This window comes from Paraburkholderia sp. TE9906 (assembly GCF_056279605.1).
The window spans coordinates 1-13,241 of record NZ_JBWCCT010000015.1; the positions used below are offsets into that span (position 1 = coordinate 1).

At 62.4% G+C, this 13,241-nt stretch carries 13 protein-coding genes, 1 tRNA gene and 1 pseudogene; 8 read left to right on the forward strand and 7 right to left on the reverse strand.

The window, feature by feature from the left end:
• Positions 1 to 880 precede the first annotated feature (880 nt).
• Positions 881 to 965 (reverse strand) — tRNA-Leu (locus tag ACZ9H4_RS29800).
• A gap of 214 nt (positions 966 to 1,179) precedes the next feature.
• Positions 1,180 to 1,500 carry a pyrimidine/purine nucleoside phosphorylase gene (gene ppnP / locus ACZ9H4_RS29805; RefSeq protein WP_476122377.1) on the reverse strand — a complete coding sequence of 107 codons (321 nt, stop codon included), beginning with the start codon at positions 1,498 to 1,500 and terminating at the stop codon, positions 1,180 to 1,182.
• A 518-nt stretch (positions 1,501 to 2,018) separates the two neighbouring features.
• Between ppnP and ACZ9H4_RS29810 the strand changes: the two genes are divergently transcribed.
• Positions 2,019 to 3,782: an MOSC domain-containing protein gene (locus tag ACZ9H4_RS29810; RefSeq protein WP_476122319.1), complete on the forward strand. Its 1,764-nt coding sequence runs from the start codon at positions 2,019 to 2,021 to the stop codon at positions 3,780 to 3,782.
• Between the two features lie 6 nt (positions 3,783 to 3,788).
• Here the strand turns inward: ACZ9H4_RS29810 and ACZ9H4_RS29815 are convergent, their stop codons facing one another.
• Together ACZ9H4_RS29815 and ACZ9H4_RS29820 are read right to left on the reverse strand one after the other, a co-directional pair.
• Complete coding sequence (locus tag ACZ9H4_RS29815; RefSeq protein ID WP_476122321.1) at positions 3,789 to 4,373, reverse strand: TMEM175 family protein; 585 nt, start codon at positions 4,371 to 4,373, stop codon at positions 3,789 to 3,791.
• Between the two features lie 183 nt (positions 4,374 to 4,556).
• Positions 4,557 to 5,189 (reverse strand): CGNR zinc finger domain-containing protein, encoded by a 633-nt coding sequence (locus ACZ9H4_RS29820; protein WP_476122323.1) that lies wholly within the window; start codon positions 5,187 to 5,189, stop codon positions 4,557 to 4,559.
• Between the two features lie 171 nt (positions 5,190 to 5,360).
• Between ACZ9H4_RS29820 and ACZ9H4_RS29825 the strand changes: the two genes are divergently transcribed.
• From ACZ9H4_RS29825 to ACZ9H4_RS29845, 5 genes and pseudogenes are all read left to right on the forward strand, one after another.
• A complete protein-coding gene (locus ACZ9H4_RS29825; RefSeq protein ID WP_476122325.1) occupies positions 5,361 to 6,056 on the forward strand; it encodes an alpha/beta hydrolase in 696 nt (231 codons plus the stop codon).
• Positions 6,057 to 6,123: 67 nt separating this feature from the next.
• The gene (locus ACZ9H4_RS29830; protein WP_476122327.1) at positions 6,124 to 6,978 is read left to right on the forward strand and encodes an alpha/beta fold hydrolase; all 855 of its coding nucleotides are present in this window, start codon (positions 6,124 to 6,126) and stop codon (positions 6,976 to 6,978) included.
• 195 nt (positions 6,979 to 7,173) lie between these two features.
• Positions 7,174 to 7,767 (forward strand): annotated as a pseudogene (locus tag ACZ9H4_RS29835) (zinc-binding dehydrogenase); the annotation flags it as partial.
• A gap of 122 nt (positions 7,768 to 7,889) precedes the next feature.
• Positions 7,890 to 8,009 carry a zinc-binding dehydrogenase gene (locus ACZ9H4_RS29840; protein WP_476122329.1) on the forward strand — a complete coding sequence of 40 codons (120 nt, stop codon included), beginning with the start codon at positions 7,890 to 7,892 and terminating at the stop codon, positions 8,007 to 8,009.
• Between the two features lie 37 nt (positions 8,010 to 8,046).
• On the forward strand, positions 8,047 to 8,817 hold the full coding sequence (locus ACZ9H4_RS29845; protein WP_476122331.1) for an SDR family oxidoreductase: 771 nt from the start codon (positions 8,047 to 8,049) through the stop codon (positions 8,815 to 8,817).
• A 37-nt stretch (positions 8,818 to 8,854) separates the two neighbouring features.
• Here ACZ9H4_RS29845 and ACZ9H4_RS29850 read toward each other — a convergent pair whose 3' ends face one another.
• The gene (locus ACZ9H4_RS29850) at positions 8,855 to 9,454 is read right to left on the reverse strand and encodes an NUDIX domain-containing protein (RefSeq protein WP_408140967.1); all 600 of its coding nucleotides are present in this window, start codon (positions 9,452 to 9,454) and stop codon (positions 8,855 to 8,857) included.
• Between the two features lie 81 nt (positions 9,455 to 9,535).
• Here ACZ9H4_RS29850 and ACZ9H4_RS29855 point away from each other — a divergent pair, with 81 nt between their 5' ends.
• Both ACZ9H4_RS29855 and ACZ9H4_RS29860 read left to right on the forward strand, forming a co-directional pair.
• Positions 9,536 to 10,291, forward strand: coding sequence for a DeoR/GlpR family DNA-binding transcription regulator (locus ACZ9H4_RS29855; RefSeq protein ID WP_476122333.1), 756 nt, complete (start codon positions 9,536 to 9,538; stop codon positions 10,289 to 10,291).
• Between the two features lie 140 nt (positions 10,292 to 10,431).
• The gene (locus ACZ9H4_RS29860) at positions 10,432 to 10,887 is read left to right on the forward strand and encodes a hypothetical protein (RefSeq protein ID WP_476122335.1); all 456 of its coding nucleotides are present in this window, start codon (positions 10,432 to 10,434) and stop codon (positions 10,885 to 10,887) included.
• A gap of 367 nt (positions 10,888 to 11,254) precedes the next feature.
• Here ACZ9H4_RS29860 and ACZ9H4_RS29865 read toward each other — a convergent pair whose 3' ends face one another.
• Both ACZ9H4_RS29865 and ACZ9H4_RS29870 read right to left on the reverse strand, forming a co-directional pair.
• A complete protein-coding gene (locus tag ACZ9H4_RS29865; RefSeq protein WP_408140972.1) occupies positions 11,255 to 12,568 on the reverse strand; it encodes a replication-associated recombination protein A in 1,314 nt (437 codons plus the stop codon).
• Between the two features lie 298 nt (positions 12,569 to 12,866).
• The gene (locus ACZ9H4_RS29870; RefSeq protein WP_476122337.1) at positions 12,867 to 13,124 is read right to left on the reverse strand and encodes a hypothetical protein; all 258 of its coding nucleotides are present in this window, start codon (positions 13,122 to 13,124) and stop codon (positions 12,867 to 12,869) included.
• Positions 13,125 to 13,241 lie beyond the last annotated feature (117 nt).

Sequence of the window (13,241 nt, forward strand, 5' to 3'; positions counted from 1 at the left end):
GGTTCTTGCTCTTCTTGTTCACGGTTGCTTCGGTCATAGGACGTTGTTTCCGTTATCGTCTCATGACCTCGGCACACTAAAATTCTGACAGGCTCCAGAGACGAGCCACAACACGTCACGCCTGCAGTCCGACGAATCTTGGCGGTGACTCGTATGTATGGGCACCACGCGTGAATCACCGCGTAAAGGTAATGACGGTCTCTGTGCGCATCCGCTTCGAAAGCGACCCAGCATCAGTGATCGGCAAGTACCGACTTCGCTGCGGAAGTTCACGCTCCACTACGCTGCATGCGGCCATGCCTGCGATTTCCGCCGCACGCATTACGCCTGCAGAGTTCTGGATACACGCGCCCTTCAGGCAAGAATTGCCCACCACGAAGGTAGCGCGCCCGCCGACCCGCAGAACTCGCGAGATCTCCGAGGTCATTGAAAGCAGGTCCACGGCATATCGTTCGACCATCGCTTGGGCTCGGCCACTGAGCTCGGTTTTGCTACACATGCTATCTGCAACTTCACGACTTACGGATTCATTGTGAGTTGAGTCAGAAGCTCTTTCCGCGCCTATCGATGCGGAACGTATTTTCCTCAACGCTCCTATGTCGTGTCCCAGCCATACCAGAGCCATACGATGTCCACGCAGGTGATCAATCGCGTTTAGGTACGGAGGCGATGTAACGACCCAAGAAGCGCCCCGCGTGACAAGCCTCTCGCGGGATGATGAAGGAAACACCGTCAATGCTCGTCAAACACCACCAGAAATGCCACGACCTACCACAGGCTGTCCACGTGTCAGATGGAACTGCAGCCGCAACAAAAAACCCCCGAAACCCATGTCGGGCGGGGGTCTTCGGTCTTTCCCGGATCTTGCCGGAACATTCTCTGGTGCCCAGGGCGGGATTTGAACCCGCACGCCTTTCGGCGCTACCCCCTCAAGATAGTGCGTCTACCAATTTCGCCACCTGGGCAAGGGGGCGCCATTGTAACGGGCGAATGCTCTTTTGTGAATGCCCTGCACCGTCATCCGCCGATGGGGTGTGAACGACCGTTGTTCAGACGTACGAGTTGTCCAGGTGAACCCCAACGCCGCCCCGTCCATCCTGGCCACTAACGCACGGCTTCAATACCGCCACCCGCGCGCAAAATCGCGCGCGGCAACGGACGCCGCGCGTCCATCGGTCTTTACAGATAGCTGCAAACGTAATCGAGCGTTTCGACCACGTCGATATCGAAGCGGCTCTTACCGGGCACCGAGAACGATTCACCTGCGCCATACGTTTTCCACTCGTCGCTGCCTTCGAGGTGGATGCGGCACCGGCCGGCTTGCACTTCCATGAGTTCCGGCGCGTCGGTGCCGAAGTTGAGCGCGCCGGGCAGGATCACGCCAAGCGTCTTTCGCGAGCCGTCGGCGAAGAGCACGGTGTGCGAAACACACTTGCCGTCGAAATAGACGTTGGCTCGTTTGATAATGGAAACCTGATCGAATTGCGTTGCGGCCGTCATGGCGAGTCGTCCTCTGGGTCGTCGTGAATGGATAGGTTGGCACCGTGGAACCGCGGCGGGCTGTGCGCGATCTGCTGCGCGGGCCGCCCGCGCGGGCTTTCGCTCCGGCGCGAGCCCGCCATCATACAGCTTGTCGGCCACGCCAATCGCGGCCCGATATGCAACGGCGCTGGTTGTTGACGGGCCTGCCAATCCGCTCCTACGGGAGCACCGGGTGCATGAGTTCAGATTGCGCCGCGAAGACGGAGCATCGTGCCAACCGCGCCCTCGGCCAGCAAAGCGTTTACATACCCGACAAATGGCATCACCATGGTCATCGCGTGCGCCATCGCTGAGCGTTCCAATTCGCCGGAACTTCGCTAGTACCGGTTGAACGAACCGGCTCCATCTCGAACCGGGGCAGACAGTGATTCCACACGGCCCCGACCGCGAACTGACCGTCGACGAAGTGCTTGCGGCACGCAAACGGCTGTGAGCGAACATTCACGAACGCGCTCTTGCGACTGTGGAGAATGAATATGGCTCGACTGCTATCGGTCAACGTCGGACTTCCGCGCAATATCGCCTGGAAGGGCCGCACCGTGCACACGGGCATCTGGAAGAACCCGGTGCAGGGGCGCTGTTGGGCCGGCCGGTTGAACCTCGCAGGAGACGGACAGGGCGACCTCGCGGGACACGGCGGTGAGCAACGCGCCGTCTTCGTCTATCAGATCGAATCGAGCCGCTATTGGCAGGAGCAGCTGCAACGGACGGATCTCGCGTACGGACAGTTCGGCGAGAACTTCACGATCGAAGGTATGCCCGATGCCGTCGTGTGTATCGGCGACCGTTATCAGATCGGCGGCGCACTGTTCGAGGTGACGCAGCCTCGGGTGACGTGCTATCGCGTGGGCATCCGGATGAACGAACCCCGGATGCCGGCTCTGCTGACATCCAGCGGGCGGCCGGGCTTCTACCTGCGCGTGCTGCGGGAGGGCGAAGTGGGCGCCGGCGACGAGATCGTGAAAGTGGGCGAGGCGCGCGAGCGAATGACGGTCGCCGAAGCCAACGCGCTCCTTTATTCACCCGATCATCCGCGCGACCGGCTCGAACGCGCGTTGCGGATCGAGGCGCTGTCGCCGGGATGGCGGTGGTCGTTTGAGGCGCTACTGCAAAGCCACGCGACAGGCACGACGGTCGGCAATGCCGGGCTTGCGCCCGCAGCCGCTTCGCATCCGGTCGAAGCGGGATTCAACGCGCTCACCGTCGCGGCGATCGGGCAGGAGTCCGCCGACGTCATGTCGCTGACGTTCAGGAGCGTCGATGGCCGGCCGCTGCGCGCGGCGCTGCCTGGCCAGTACGTCGTGTTGCGCCTTCGACCGGCAGCAGGTGGCCCGCCACTTTTTCGCAGCTATTCGCTGTCGGGCGACCTCTCGACGCAGCAGTATCGGATCAGCGTGAAGACGGAGCCGCACGGCGTGGCCGGCAGCTACTTGCGGCAGCATGTTCGGGTGGGCGACGTGCTCGACGTCAGCGCGCCGCGCGGAAGCTTTGTTCTGCAGCCGGGAGACGGCCCCGTCGTGTTCGTCAGCGCGGGGATCGGAGCGACGCCGGTGCTGGCGATGCTGCACGCGCTGTCGTCAGCGCGCTCGATGCGGCAGGTCTTGTGGCTTCACGCGGCGCACGACCGGCAGCATCATCCGTTCGCCGGCGAAGCCCGCGAGCTCGTGCTCGCGCTCGCTCATGGGCGCAGCCATGTCTGCTATAGCGCGCCAGCGGCACAGGATCGCCTGGGCGAGGATTTCGACACGGCCGGTCATCTTTCGCGGGCCGTTCTCGACGAGGTCGGTGTCTCGCGGGATGCGGACGTCTACATCTGCGGACCGTCCCGCTTCATGGCCGACATGAAAGAAGCGCTCGCCAACTTCGGCGTCGCGCCGCAACGGATTCACGTCGAACTCTTCAACGGCAGCGAATCGCTGAATCCGGGCATCGTCGGGGATGCGGCGCGCGCGCCGCATCTGCCGGAACAAGACGCCAACACGGGTCCGTTGATATCGTTCGCACGCAGCGGCATCGCGGTGCATTGGGATGCGTCGGTCTATCAAAGCGTTCTCGAACTGGCCGAAGCATGCGATGTCCCGGTGCGCTGGTCGTGCCGCACAGGTGTCTGTCACAACTGCGAGTGCGGTCTGATATCGGGGGAGGTGACCTATGGACCTGAGCCGCTCGACAAGCCTGCCAGCGGTAACCTTCTCGTTTGCTGCTCACAACCGGTTGGCGACGTGGTCATCGATTTGTGAAACCGCTCACGAGCGGCGACCCGAAACATCGGGCCGCAAGTGAAGCATCAATGACCCGCATATCAGCCCAAAGCCGATGCGCGGCGCGACGATGGCAACCAGCATGGCGACCGCGAAGCCCGCGAGCACGACCAATGACCGGGACCGCGCCGCGCGACGTGCGCGCGCGGGCCGCTGGCCCGTATCCGCACCGGACAGGATGCGGTGTTCGAAGATGTTGTACGCAATGTCGATGCAGACGAACAGTCCCGCATAAAACGCCACGGGAGCCGACGCGAGTTGCGTGCGCGCGACCCACGCGGTGGCGAAGGGCAGCAGCGAGACCAGGAAGAGATGGGTGAAGTTGATCCAGATGAACCCCAGCGTCGGCGCGCCGGCGAACCTCATCAGGTGATGATGGTTGATCCAGATAATGACGATGAATACGTAGCTCACCGCATAGCTGACGGCCATCGGCCATAAGGGCCACAGGTCCGAAAACGCCGGTTCCTCGGGCGCCTTGAGTTCCAGCACCATGACGGTCACGATCACGGCGAACACGGCGTCTGAGAACGCAGTCAACCGTTCCGGGGTTACCTTTGCTTCGCGCATAGCACCCTCCCTGAATGAGCAAGACGCCGGTCGAGCCTGGTCATGTAAAGGCGAATACGGGTTAGCGGCCTGCGCTCCTGCAGCGTCAGTGGCGGACCCAGCCACACGCTGACTGCGCCAAGCTCCGCTCGCGTTTGCAGCAATCGCGCTCAGGCGATCCGCTTGGGTGCCGTGCCCGCGTCGTCAGCCGTTCTTCTGTTCCCTGAGCCGCGCCCGGTGGGCGGCGACCTTCGCGCGGTTGCCGCAGATCGCCATGCTGCACCAGCGGCGCGCGTGGCCCCGGGTGTGATCGGCGAAGAGCAACGTGCAGCGCGGACCTTCACACGCTTTCACGTACGTGAAGTCTTCCTCGCACACCAGCCTGGCGAGCAATTCCGCGAGCGGCATCAGCAACGACTCCGCCGATTTCCAGCGGCGATTCGCGCGGAATTCAAAGCTCGTCGCGCCGTCTACGGTGCTCGCCACGATTTCGCCGTATTGCTCGTCCCGTTCGAGCAGCTGATTCAGCGGCCCGAGCTCACGCAGGTCTTTCGCGCTCAGCGAGCGTCCCTTCCTCTTCTGGACAAAGCCCCTGAACCACTCGCGCAGCGAACGCGCCTGGGCCGCCACGGCATCGAGCTCGGCGGAGGTGGCCTGCGCGCGGATTGCCGCAAGTGCGGCCGGCGGCACCAGCCCGGCCTGTTCCAGCCAGGCCAGCAGACCGGCGCCGTCGCTGATCCAGTCGACTTCCTCGTCCACCGGCGTTGCAACCGAGTTCAGGAAATCGAGGCCGGGCGCGTCGGCCACAAATATCGGGGGAATCGGGTGGTAGTCCATCTCGTCACGCAAGCAAAACAGGATGAAGAAAGTGTAACCAGTAAAAATGCTGTTGACAAGTTACTTGTCGAATGAGTAACCTAAATAACCGCATTAAGACGGTTACATATCGTCGCGGTTGAAGCGACATCGAAGATGGGTAGCGTCGACTTTTCTTCAGAGGAGTGAAACATGTCTTCGGGCAAGCTGAACGTAGTGCCGGTGCACGGCGCATGGGCGGATGGATCGAGCTGGAGCAAGGTGATCCATGGTTTGAGAGAGCAGGGCGTGAACGCGGTCGCGGCGCCGTTGCCACTGACGTCGCTGAACGACGACGTGGCCGCGCTCGATCGCACACTCGAACGGATCGATGGTCCTGTCGTGCTGGCGGGCCATGCGTATGCGGGAGCGGTGATCGGATCGACCCGCGCGGCAAACGTCGCGGCATTGGTCTACGTGGCCGCGCTTGCGCCCGATGAAGGGGAAACGGTGGCCGACGTGTTCTATCGCGGCGCGGCGCATCCGCAAGCGCCGAGTCTGGCGCCTGACGCGCATGGCCTGATATGGCTGCCGGAAGACGCGTTCGCCTCCGCGTTCGCGCAGCACGCGGCGCCGCAGGAACTGGCGCTGCTCGCCGCGGTTCAGCGTCCGATCGCGGCGGCGTGCATCGGCAAAAAGGTCGAGCGCCCGCTTTGGAGAGACCGGCCGAGCTGGTTCCTTGTCGCGGAACAGGACCGGATGATCAGCCCTGACACCCAACATTTCATGGCACGCCGCATGAGCGCCGAAGTGCGTTCGTGCGAGGTCGACCACTCGCCGATTATCACGGCGCCCGACGCCGTGACCAACCTCATCGTCGAAGCCTCACGGGCCGTGTCGGCGCGTTGAAAGCGCTGGCGATCGAGTCACGCAGTCGAGTTAGCCGCTCATTCCCGTTCATTTGTGGAGAAAAACCATGTCGTCTATTTCTTATCGCCATGCCGACGTCGACGGCTTCAAGGTGTTCTATCGTGAAGCCGGCCGTCCCGGTGCGCCGAAGCTGCTGCTTCTGCACGGCTTTCCGAGTTCGAGCCATATGTTTCGCGATCTGATTCCGAAGCTCGCCGAGCGTTTTCATATCGTCGCGCCCGATCTGCCTGGCTTCGGACAGTCGGACATGCCGTCACGGGATCGCTTCGCCTATACGTTCGACAACATGGCGAACGTGATCGATCGCTTCACTGAAGTAGTCGGCTTCGATCGCTTTGCGTTGTACGTGTTCGACTACGGCGCACCGACTGGCTTTCGTCTGGCGCTCAAGCATCCCGAGCGGATTGCGGCGTTGATATCGCAGAACGGCAACGCTTATGAAGAGGGTTTGAGCGACGGCTGGAATCCGATCCGCGCGTACTGGCAGGAGCCGTCTCGCGCCAATCGCGAAGCGCTGCGCGGCATGCTCACGCACGAAACGACGGTCTGGCAATACACGCACGGCGTTCCTGACGCGGCGGCCGTATCGCCGGACGGTTATTCGCTCGACGAGTTCTATCTGAGCCGGCCGGGTGCGGACGAAGTCCAGCTCGATCTGTTCGGCGACTACCGAAGCAACGTCGCGCTGTATCCGTCGTTCCAGCAGTATTTCCGCACGCATCAGCCACCGTTTCTCGCGGTGTGGGGAAAGCACGATCCGTTCTTCCTGCCCGCTGGAGCAGAGGCATTCAAGCGTGACTTGCCCGACGCGGACGTGCGCTTCTTCGATACCGGCCATTTCGCCCTGGAGACGCACGCGAGCGAGATCGCCGCGGCCATTTCGGATTTCCTCACTCGCTGAACGGTGTACGCACAGGCTCAGCGCAGATAGCCGGATCACCCCATTGTCAGGAGAGCAGTCATGCGGGCAATCGTGCTCGAGAAGTTCGGCGGTCTTGATAGCCTCGTCTATACGGAGTTGCCGGAACCGGAGCCATTGGCGGGCCACGTGGTCATCGAAATCAAGGGCTTCGGGATCAATCACGCCGAGATGCATATGCGGCGCGGAGAATGGGCGGAAGCCGCGAAGGTCAGCGGCATCGAATGTGTGGGGGTGGTGAAGTCGTGTCCCGGCGGCGAGTTTCCGGTTGGCGCCAAAGTCGCCGCGCTGATGGGCGGTCTCGGCCGAACCATCAACGGCAGCTACGCGCAATACACGCGGGCGCCGGCCTCCAACGTCGCGCTGATCGAGGCTGATCTGTCGTGGGCGGAGCTCGCCGCGATTCCTGAAACGTATGCCACCGCGTGGACGTGTCTGTTCCGCAATCTGGAGATTGCGCAGGGGCAGACGTTGGTCATCCGAGGTGCGACGTCGTCGTTCGGACAGGCGGCACTGAAACTCGCGGTGAACGCGGGCGCAAACGTGATCGCGACGACCCGCAACCCGGCGCGTGCCGCGATGCTCGAAGCGATGGGCGCATCGCGTGTCGAGAGGGAAGGGGCTGATCTGTCGAAGCGGATCGCCGGGGCGACGCCGATCGACGCCGTGCTCGATCTCGTCGGCAATAGCACCGTGCTCGACTCGCTCGCGATGCTGCGGCGAGGCGGTCGGGCTTGCCTCGCGGGCTGGCTCGGCGGACTCGATCCGATTGTGGATTTCAATCCGCTGCTGCAAATGGCGAGCGGCGTCTATCTGACGTTCTTCGGCAGCTTCGTGTTTGGCACGCCAGGCTTTGCGCTTGCCGACGTGCCGCTGCAAAGATTGCCGAAGACGTGGCCGCCGGTCGCCTCGATGCAAAGCCGTCGCGCGTATTCGGTTTCGACGAGATTCACGAAGCGCATCGCGTGATGGAAGCCAACGAGGCCGGTGGAAAGATGGTCGTCGTTGTTTGACCGCCATTCGTGTGTTCTTGAATTCAGGAGAGTGGAAATGGCTAGCAGAGTCGCAATTGTCACGGGCGCAAGCCAGGGAATCGGTCGCTCGACCGCCATCAGGCTGGCGCGGGACTTCTCGTCGGTCGTGATCGTCGCGCGCAATCGGGAGAACCTCGATCAGGTCGCGATCGAGGTCAGGCGGGCCGGCGCCGAAGCGCTCGTCGTCGATCTCGATCTCTCCGCCCCCGAGGCTGCACAGCAAGTGGTCGATCGAACGCTCGCCGCGTTCGGGAAGATCGACGCGTTGCTCAACATCGCGGGCGCCGTGCCGCAGCTCGACGTATTCGACATGACCGACGAGCAATGGGAGCGCGGCTTCGCACTGAAGCTGCACGGCGCGCGGCGTCTGACGATGGCGGCATGGGCGTCGTTGAAGAAGACGGGTGGATCGGTAGTGTTGATGTCGGGCAACTCGGCGCTGTTTCCCAAGGCGCCGTATGCGGCAGTGGGCACGATCAACGCGGCGATCGTCGCGCTCGCGAAAGCTTTCTCGGAGCGTGGCATTACCGATGGCGTGCAGGTCAACAGCGTCCTGCCGGGACCGGTGATGACCGGCCGGCGCCGCTCCTATCTGGAGCATTGGGCGCCGCTGCACGACATGACCGTCGAAGAAGCAACGGAGAAGTTTCCTGCCGAAGCGGGCATTGCGCGCTATGGCACACCGGAGGAGATCGCCGGGTTGATGGCGTTCGTCGTCTCGCCCGCCGCTCACTGGATGACGGGCTCGACGTTGAGGATGGATGGCGGGGAAGTGAAGTCGGTCTAAGTGCAACAAGGGTCGGCAACGAGGACGAGCCGCGGCGTCACTGTGGACGCTGCTCCGCCAGTTCGCGCAGCGCAAGGAATTGCAGCAGCATGATGGTCTTGGCATCGACGATGTCGCCACGGCGCATGCCTGCCAAAGCTTCTTCCAGCGCCAGCTCGACGACCTCGATGTCTTCACCTTCGGTTTGCACTCCGCCGCCGTTGCCGACCCGCTTCCCGGCATCGTATTCGGCGATGAAAAAGTGCAGCTTCTCCGTCACCGAGCCGGGGCTCATATAAGCCTCGAAGACTTTCTGCACGTCTTGCACGCGGTAGCCGGTTTCTTCCTCCACCTCGGCACGAATGCGTTCTTCCGGCGACGCCTTTTCGAGCAGACCCGCCGCGGCTTCCAGCATCATCCCGTCGTGACCGTTGACGAACGCGGGCAAGCGGAATTGCCGGGTCAGCACCACGGTTTTTCTCGCACGGTTGAACAGCAGCAGCGTCGCGCCGTTGCCCCGGTCGTACGTTTCGCGCGTTTGCCGCTGCCACGTGCCGTCGCGCCGCAGGAATTCGAACGTTGTTTTCTTCAGCACGTACCAGTCGTCGGACAGCACGGTCGTATCGATGATGCGTACACGGTCTTGCGTGGCAGCCATGGCCGGCTCCTCCTCGGCGGATTAGTGGCATTGATGATATCGTGCATTTTCGTGTAATATCAAGAAAAAACGTGCAAAGCTATGTTGACCAGCCAACGTAAGAAAACCATCCTCGAATGGCTTGCCCGGGACGGGCAGGTGCTCGCGGCGCCGCTCGCCGTGCAGTTCGGCGTGTCGGAGGACACCATCCGGCGCGACTTGCGCGAACTCGCCGCCGAGGGCTCGCTGCAGCGGGTTCACGGCGGCGCGCTGCCCGCATCGTCGGCTGTCGCTTCTTTTTCGAAGCGGCGCACGCTGGAGTCGTCGGGCAAACGCGCGATCGGCATGGCCGCGGCAGCGATGATCGAGCCCGGACAGATCGTGATCATCGACGGCGGGACGACCTGCGCCGAACTCGTCAGGCACATCCCGTCCTCGCTGTCGGCGACGGTCGTGACGCACAGCCCCACGATTGCCGTCGCGCTGGCCGAACACCCGTCGATCGAAGTGATCGTGATCGGCGGCAGGCTCTACAAACATTCGATCGTGACGGTTGGCGCAGCCGCCATCGAGGCGATGTCACATATCCACGCCGACCTCTACTTCATGGGCGTGACCGGTGTTCATCCCACAGCGGGACTCAGCACCGGCGATCTCGAAGAGGCCTACGTGAAACGTGCGCTTGCCGCGCGTTCTGCGGAGACTATCGTTCTTGCGACCAGGGAAAAGCTCAACGCGGCGTCGGCTTATGCCATCGGCGACGTGACGCTTGCACAGACCGTGGTGGTCGAGCGCTCGACCGATGCGGGATTGACCGCGCCGCTGGAGGCCGCCGGCGTGAGCGTGGTTCGTGCGTGATGTCCAATGCGTGCGATGGGTGGCCGTTCTTCCTGCGCTGAGCGTTCGCTAACGTTCGCGCAAAGCGTGCAAGCGAACCGGCGACCACTTCCGGCGCACAGCTATAATCGCGCTCGAACGTGGCTTAAGAGGTTTGACTCGTGAAAAAGATCGCTGCTTCTGTGCTTGTTGCGCTTGTACTCGCCGGTTGCTCGTCGCCTGAAAAGCAGGCGAAGCAAGCCGAGCAATTTCTCTATAACGAAACCAGTCTGGCTGCTGCCCAGCGCAATGCGACGGTCAATTGTGATGCGGAGAACTGCGACACGGCGTGGGCGCTGACCAAACGCTACATCGAGCAGCATTCCGACACGCATGTGAGACGCGCGGACGCGGTCGCGATCGAAACCGACGTACCCTCCGGCTCGGGCGACGCCGCATTTTCAGCGAGCCGCGATGTGAAAGGCGCGGGTGCGACGCTTACGCTCTTTGCACAGTGCCGCGGCATGTACGGAGCGGACGGCGCGAAGGGTTCGGATTATGACGAGTGCGCCGAGAAGATCCTCAAGACGCAGAATGGTTATGTGGCGTTTCTGCGGGCGCATACGTCGGGACAATAAGCGCGTTATTTAATCTCTACTCTCATGCGGTGAGCGCGCTTTGTTCAATCCCGATCCGCTCATGAGTTAATCACCGTTTTCCAGCGCTGACTCATTGCGCATTGCCTGCAGATGCTTTTGCATCGGAAGCGCCCTTGCACGCATCGTTATATGCGCAATGCGCTTTCAAACGGGCAAACGAGTGCGGCGAAAGCGTCGCGGGTGCGCAAGCCGACATAGCCGGCCGGCTTGTCATTGTTGGCGACACTTTCGCGCATTCAGTTTGAATGCGGTATGCCCAAACTCCAGATCCGGCATCACGCTGCTAAAGGTTCTGGGATTTTCCCCGGCGTTCTGCCGCACTCACGCCGGGTTTCATTCACCCGCACTAGCCCTTCTCCAGATCGCGCGCCTGCTCATCGAGTTCGCGCAACCGAACGAGCTTCTCGCCAATCCTGCTTTCGAGGCCCCGTGGTACCGGCTGATACCACCGCTGCTCGGGCATGTCCTCCGGAAAGTACTTTTCTCCCGCTGCGTACGCATCCGGTTCGTCATGAGCGTAGCGGTAGTCCTTCTTGTAGCCGAGGTCCTTCATCAGTTGCGTCGGCGCGTTGCGCAAATGCAGCGGAACCGCACGCGTGCGGTCGGCACGCACGAAACTCAACGCCTGATGCCACGCGACGCTGACCGCATTCGACTTCGGCGCCACCGCGACGTAGACGAGGGCTTGCGCCAGCGCAAGTTCGCCCTCGGGCGAGCCGAGGCGTTCATACGCTTGAGCGGCGTTCACGGCAACTTCCAATGCTCGCGGGTCCGCGTTGCCGACTTCTTCGCTCGCCAGCACGATGATGCGGCGGGCCAGATAGCGCACGTCGACACCGCCATCGATCATGCGCGCCATCCAGTACAGCGCGGCATCCGGATCGGAGCCGCGGGCCGATTTGATCAGCGCCGAAATCTGGTCATAAAACGCTTCGCCGCCTTTGTCGAAACGTCGCGTGGTGATGGCGGACGCCGTCCCGACGAAGTCGCTGTCGATACGTTTGATGCGTGCCGCCGTGGCCGCGTTGACCAATTGCTCCAGCAGGTTCAGGAATTTCCGACCGTCGCCGTCGGCGAATCCGATGATCGCTTCGACAGCGGAGTCCTCGAACGCCAGTTCGCCCAAACGGGGACGGGCGCGCGCAAACAGCTCCCACAACTCGCGATCGGATAACGGCTTGAGCACATACACCTGTGCGCGCGACAGCAGCGCGCTGTTGACCTCGAAGCTCGGGTTCTCCGTCGTCGCACCGATCAGCGTGAGGCGGCCCACTTCCACATGGGGAAGCAGCGCGTCCTGCTGGCTCTTGTTGAGGCGATGAATTTCATCGAGGAACAGAACCGTCGAGCGGCCATGGTGGTCGAGCACCTGCTGCGCGTGCGCGGCGGCCTCCCTGAGCTCCTTGACGCCGGCGGCGACCGCCGATTCGGCGATGAACTCATGATCGAACGCCTTCGCGGCAAGCCGCGCGATCGTCGTTTTGCCGACACCCGGTGGGCCCCAGAGAATGAACGAATGCAGCCGGTTCGAATCGAGCGCGAGCCGCAGCGGCTTGCCTGCACCCAGCAGATGGGACTGACCCACGACTTCGTCGAGGGACTCGGGGCGAAGCTGTTCGGCTAGCGGCGCACGTGGGGTGGAGCTGAAGAGGTCGGTCATGTAGCGAAGAGCGTGCGGCGTGGGCGCCGGAGCGGGGATCGATGGTTTTGAATCGGGCGTGGGCGGGATTTCTGCGCTTTCTGAATTCTACGCATACCTGTGGGGGCCGTCATTGGCCCTGTCGGAACTGAATTTCGCTGGACCGGCCGAGCGGCAGCATCGCTACGTCCTGCGCTGGCTCCAAAGGCCGGGCGCGGCGACTCTATTGAAAAAGTCGTCGTGGGTAGGGAGTCTCGGGTATCTGAGGAAACATCAAACGACGGGATGAATCGTCATGATGGATAGATCAGCCCGGCCATCAATACTTGATATCCCGGGCTGTCTGCCGTCCTCCCTGCTTGGTGTGCCGCTTGTCCTGCCGGCATTGCGAGTTGCTTTGCTGATTGGCGGCGCCGCAATCCTGTTTCGTGTGTCGCGAGCCCTGGCGGGTATTCTGGCGAACATCACGCCCGGCGCGGCGTTGCTGTGCCTGCTCCGTTGCCCAGGACGCGCCAGTCGAAGCAGTTAGAAGCATGGCGACTACCAGGCCGCTGAAGCGACGGGCCGCTTTAGACATGGTATGACCTCCCGTGAAACGGCTACAGACATTGCAGCCTGTTTTCGACCACAAGCGCGTTGAAGAAAAAGGACTGCCCGATGCAGCTGTTCCTTTGAACGCTCAGCCATCGGCAAC

What these genes read in the sequence shown, in the direction of transcription:
- ACZ9H4_RS29850 (WP_408140967.1), bottom strand. Translation starts at nt 9,454, where the DNA reads ATGGCTGCCACGCAAGACCGTGTACGCATCATCGATACGACCGTGCTG.
- ACZ9H4_RS29870 (WP_476122337.1), bottom strand. Translation starts at nt 13,124, where the DNA reads ATGTCTAAAGCGGCCCGTCGCTTCAGCGGCCTGGTAGTCGCCATGCTT.
- ACZ9H4_RS29810 (WP_476122319.1), top strand. Translation starts at nt 2,019, where the DNA reads ATGGCTCGACTGCTATCGGTCAACGTCGGACTTCCGCGCAATATCGCC.
- ppnP (WP_476122377.1), bottom strand. Translation starts at nt 1,500, where the DNA reads ATGACGGCCGCAACGCAATTCGATCAGGTTTCCATTATCAAACGAGCC.
- ACZ9H4_RS29845 (WP_476122331.1), top strand. Translation starts at nt 8,047, where the DNA reads ATGGCTAGCAGAGTCGCAATTGTCACGGGCGCAAGCCAGGGAATCGGT.
- ACZ9H4_RS29825 (WP_476122325.1), top strand. Translation starts at nt 5,361, where the DNA reads ATGTCTTCGGGCAAGCTGAACGTAGTGCCGGTGCACGGCGCATGGGCG.
- ACZ9H4_RS29830 (WP_476122327.1), top strand. Translation starts at nt 6,124, where the DNA reads ATGTCGTCTATTTCTTATCGCCATGCCGACGTCGACGGCTTCAAGGTG.
- ACZ9H4_RS29855 (WP_476122333.1), top strand. Translation starts at nt 9,536, where the DNA reads ATGTTGACCAGCCAACGTAAGAAAACCATCCTCGAATGGCTTGCCCGG.
- ACZ9H4_RS29865 (WP_408140972.1), bottom strand. Translation starts at nt 12,568, where the DNA reads ATGACCGACCTCTTCAGCTCCACCCCACGTGCGCCGCTAGCCGAACAG.
- ACZ9H4_RS29820 (WP_476122323.1), bottom strand. Translation starts at nt 5,189, where the DNA reads ATGGACTACCACCCGATTCCCCCGATATTTGTGGCCGACGCGCCCGGC.
- ACZ9H4_RS29815 (WP_476122321.1), bottom strand. Translation starts at nt 4,373, where the DNA reads ATGCGCGAAGCAAAGGTAACCCCGGAACGGTTGACTGCGTTCTCAGAC.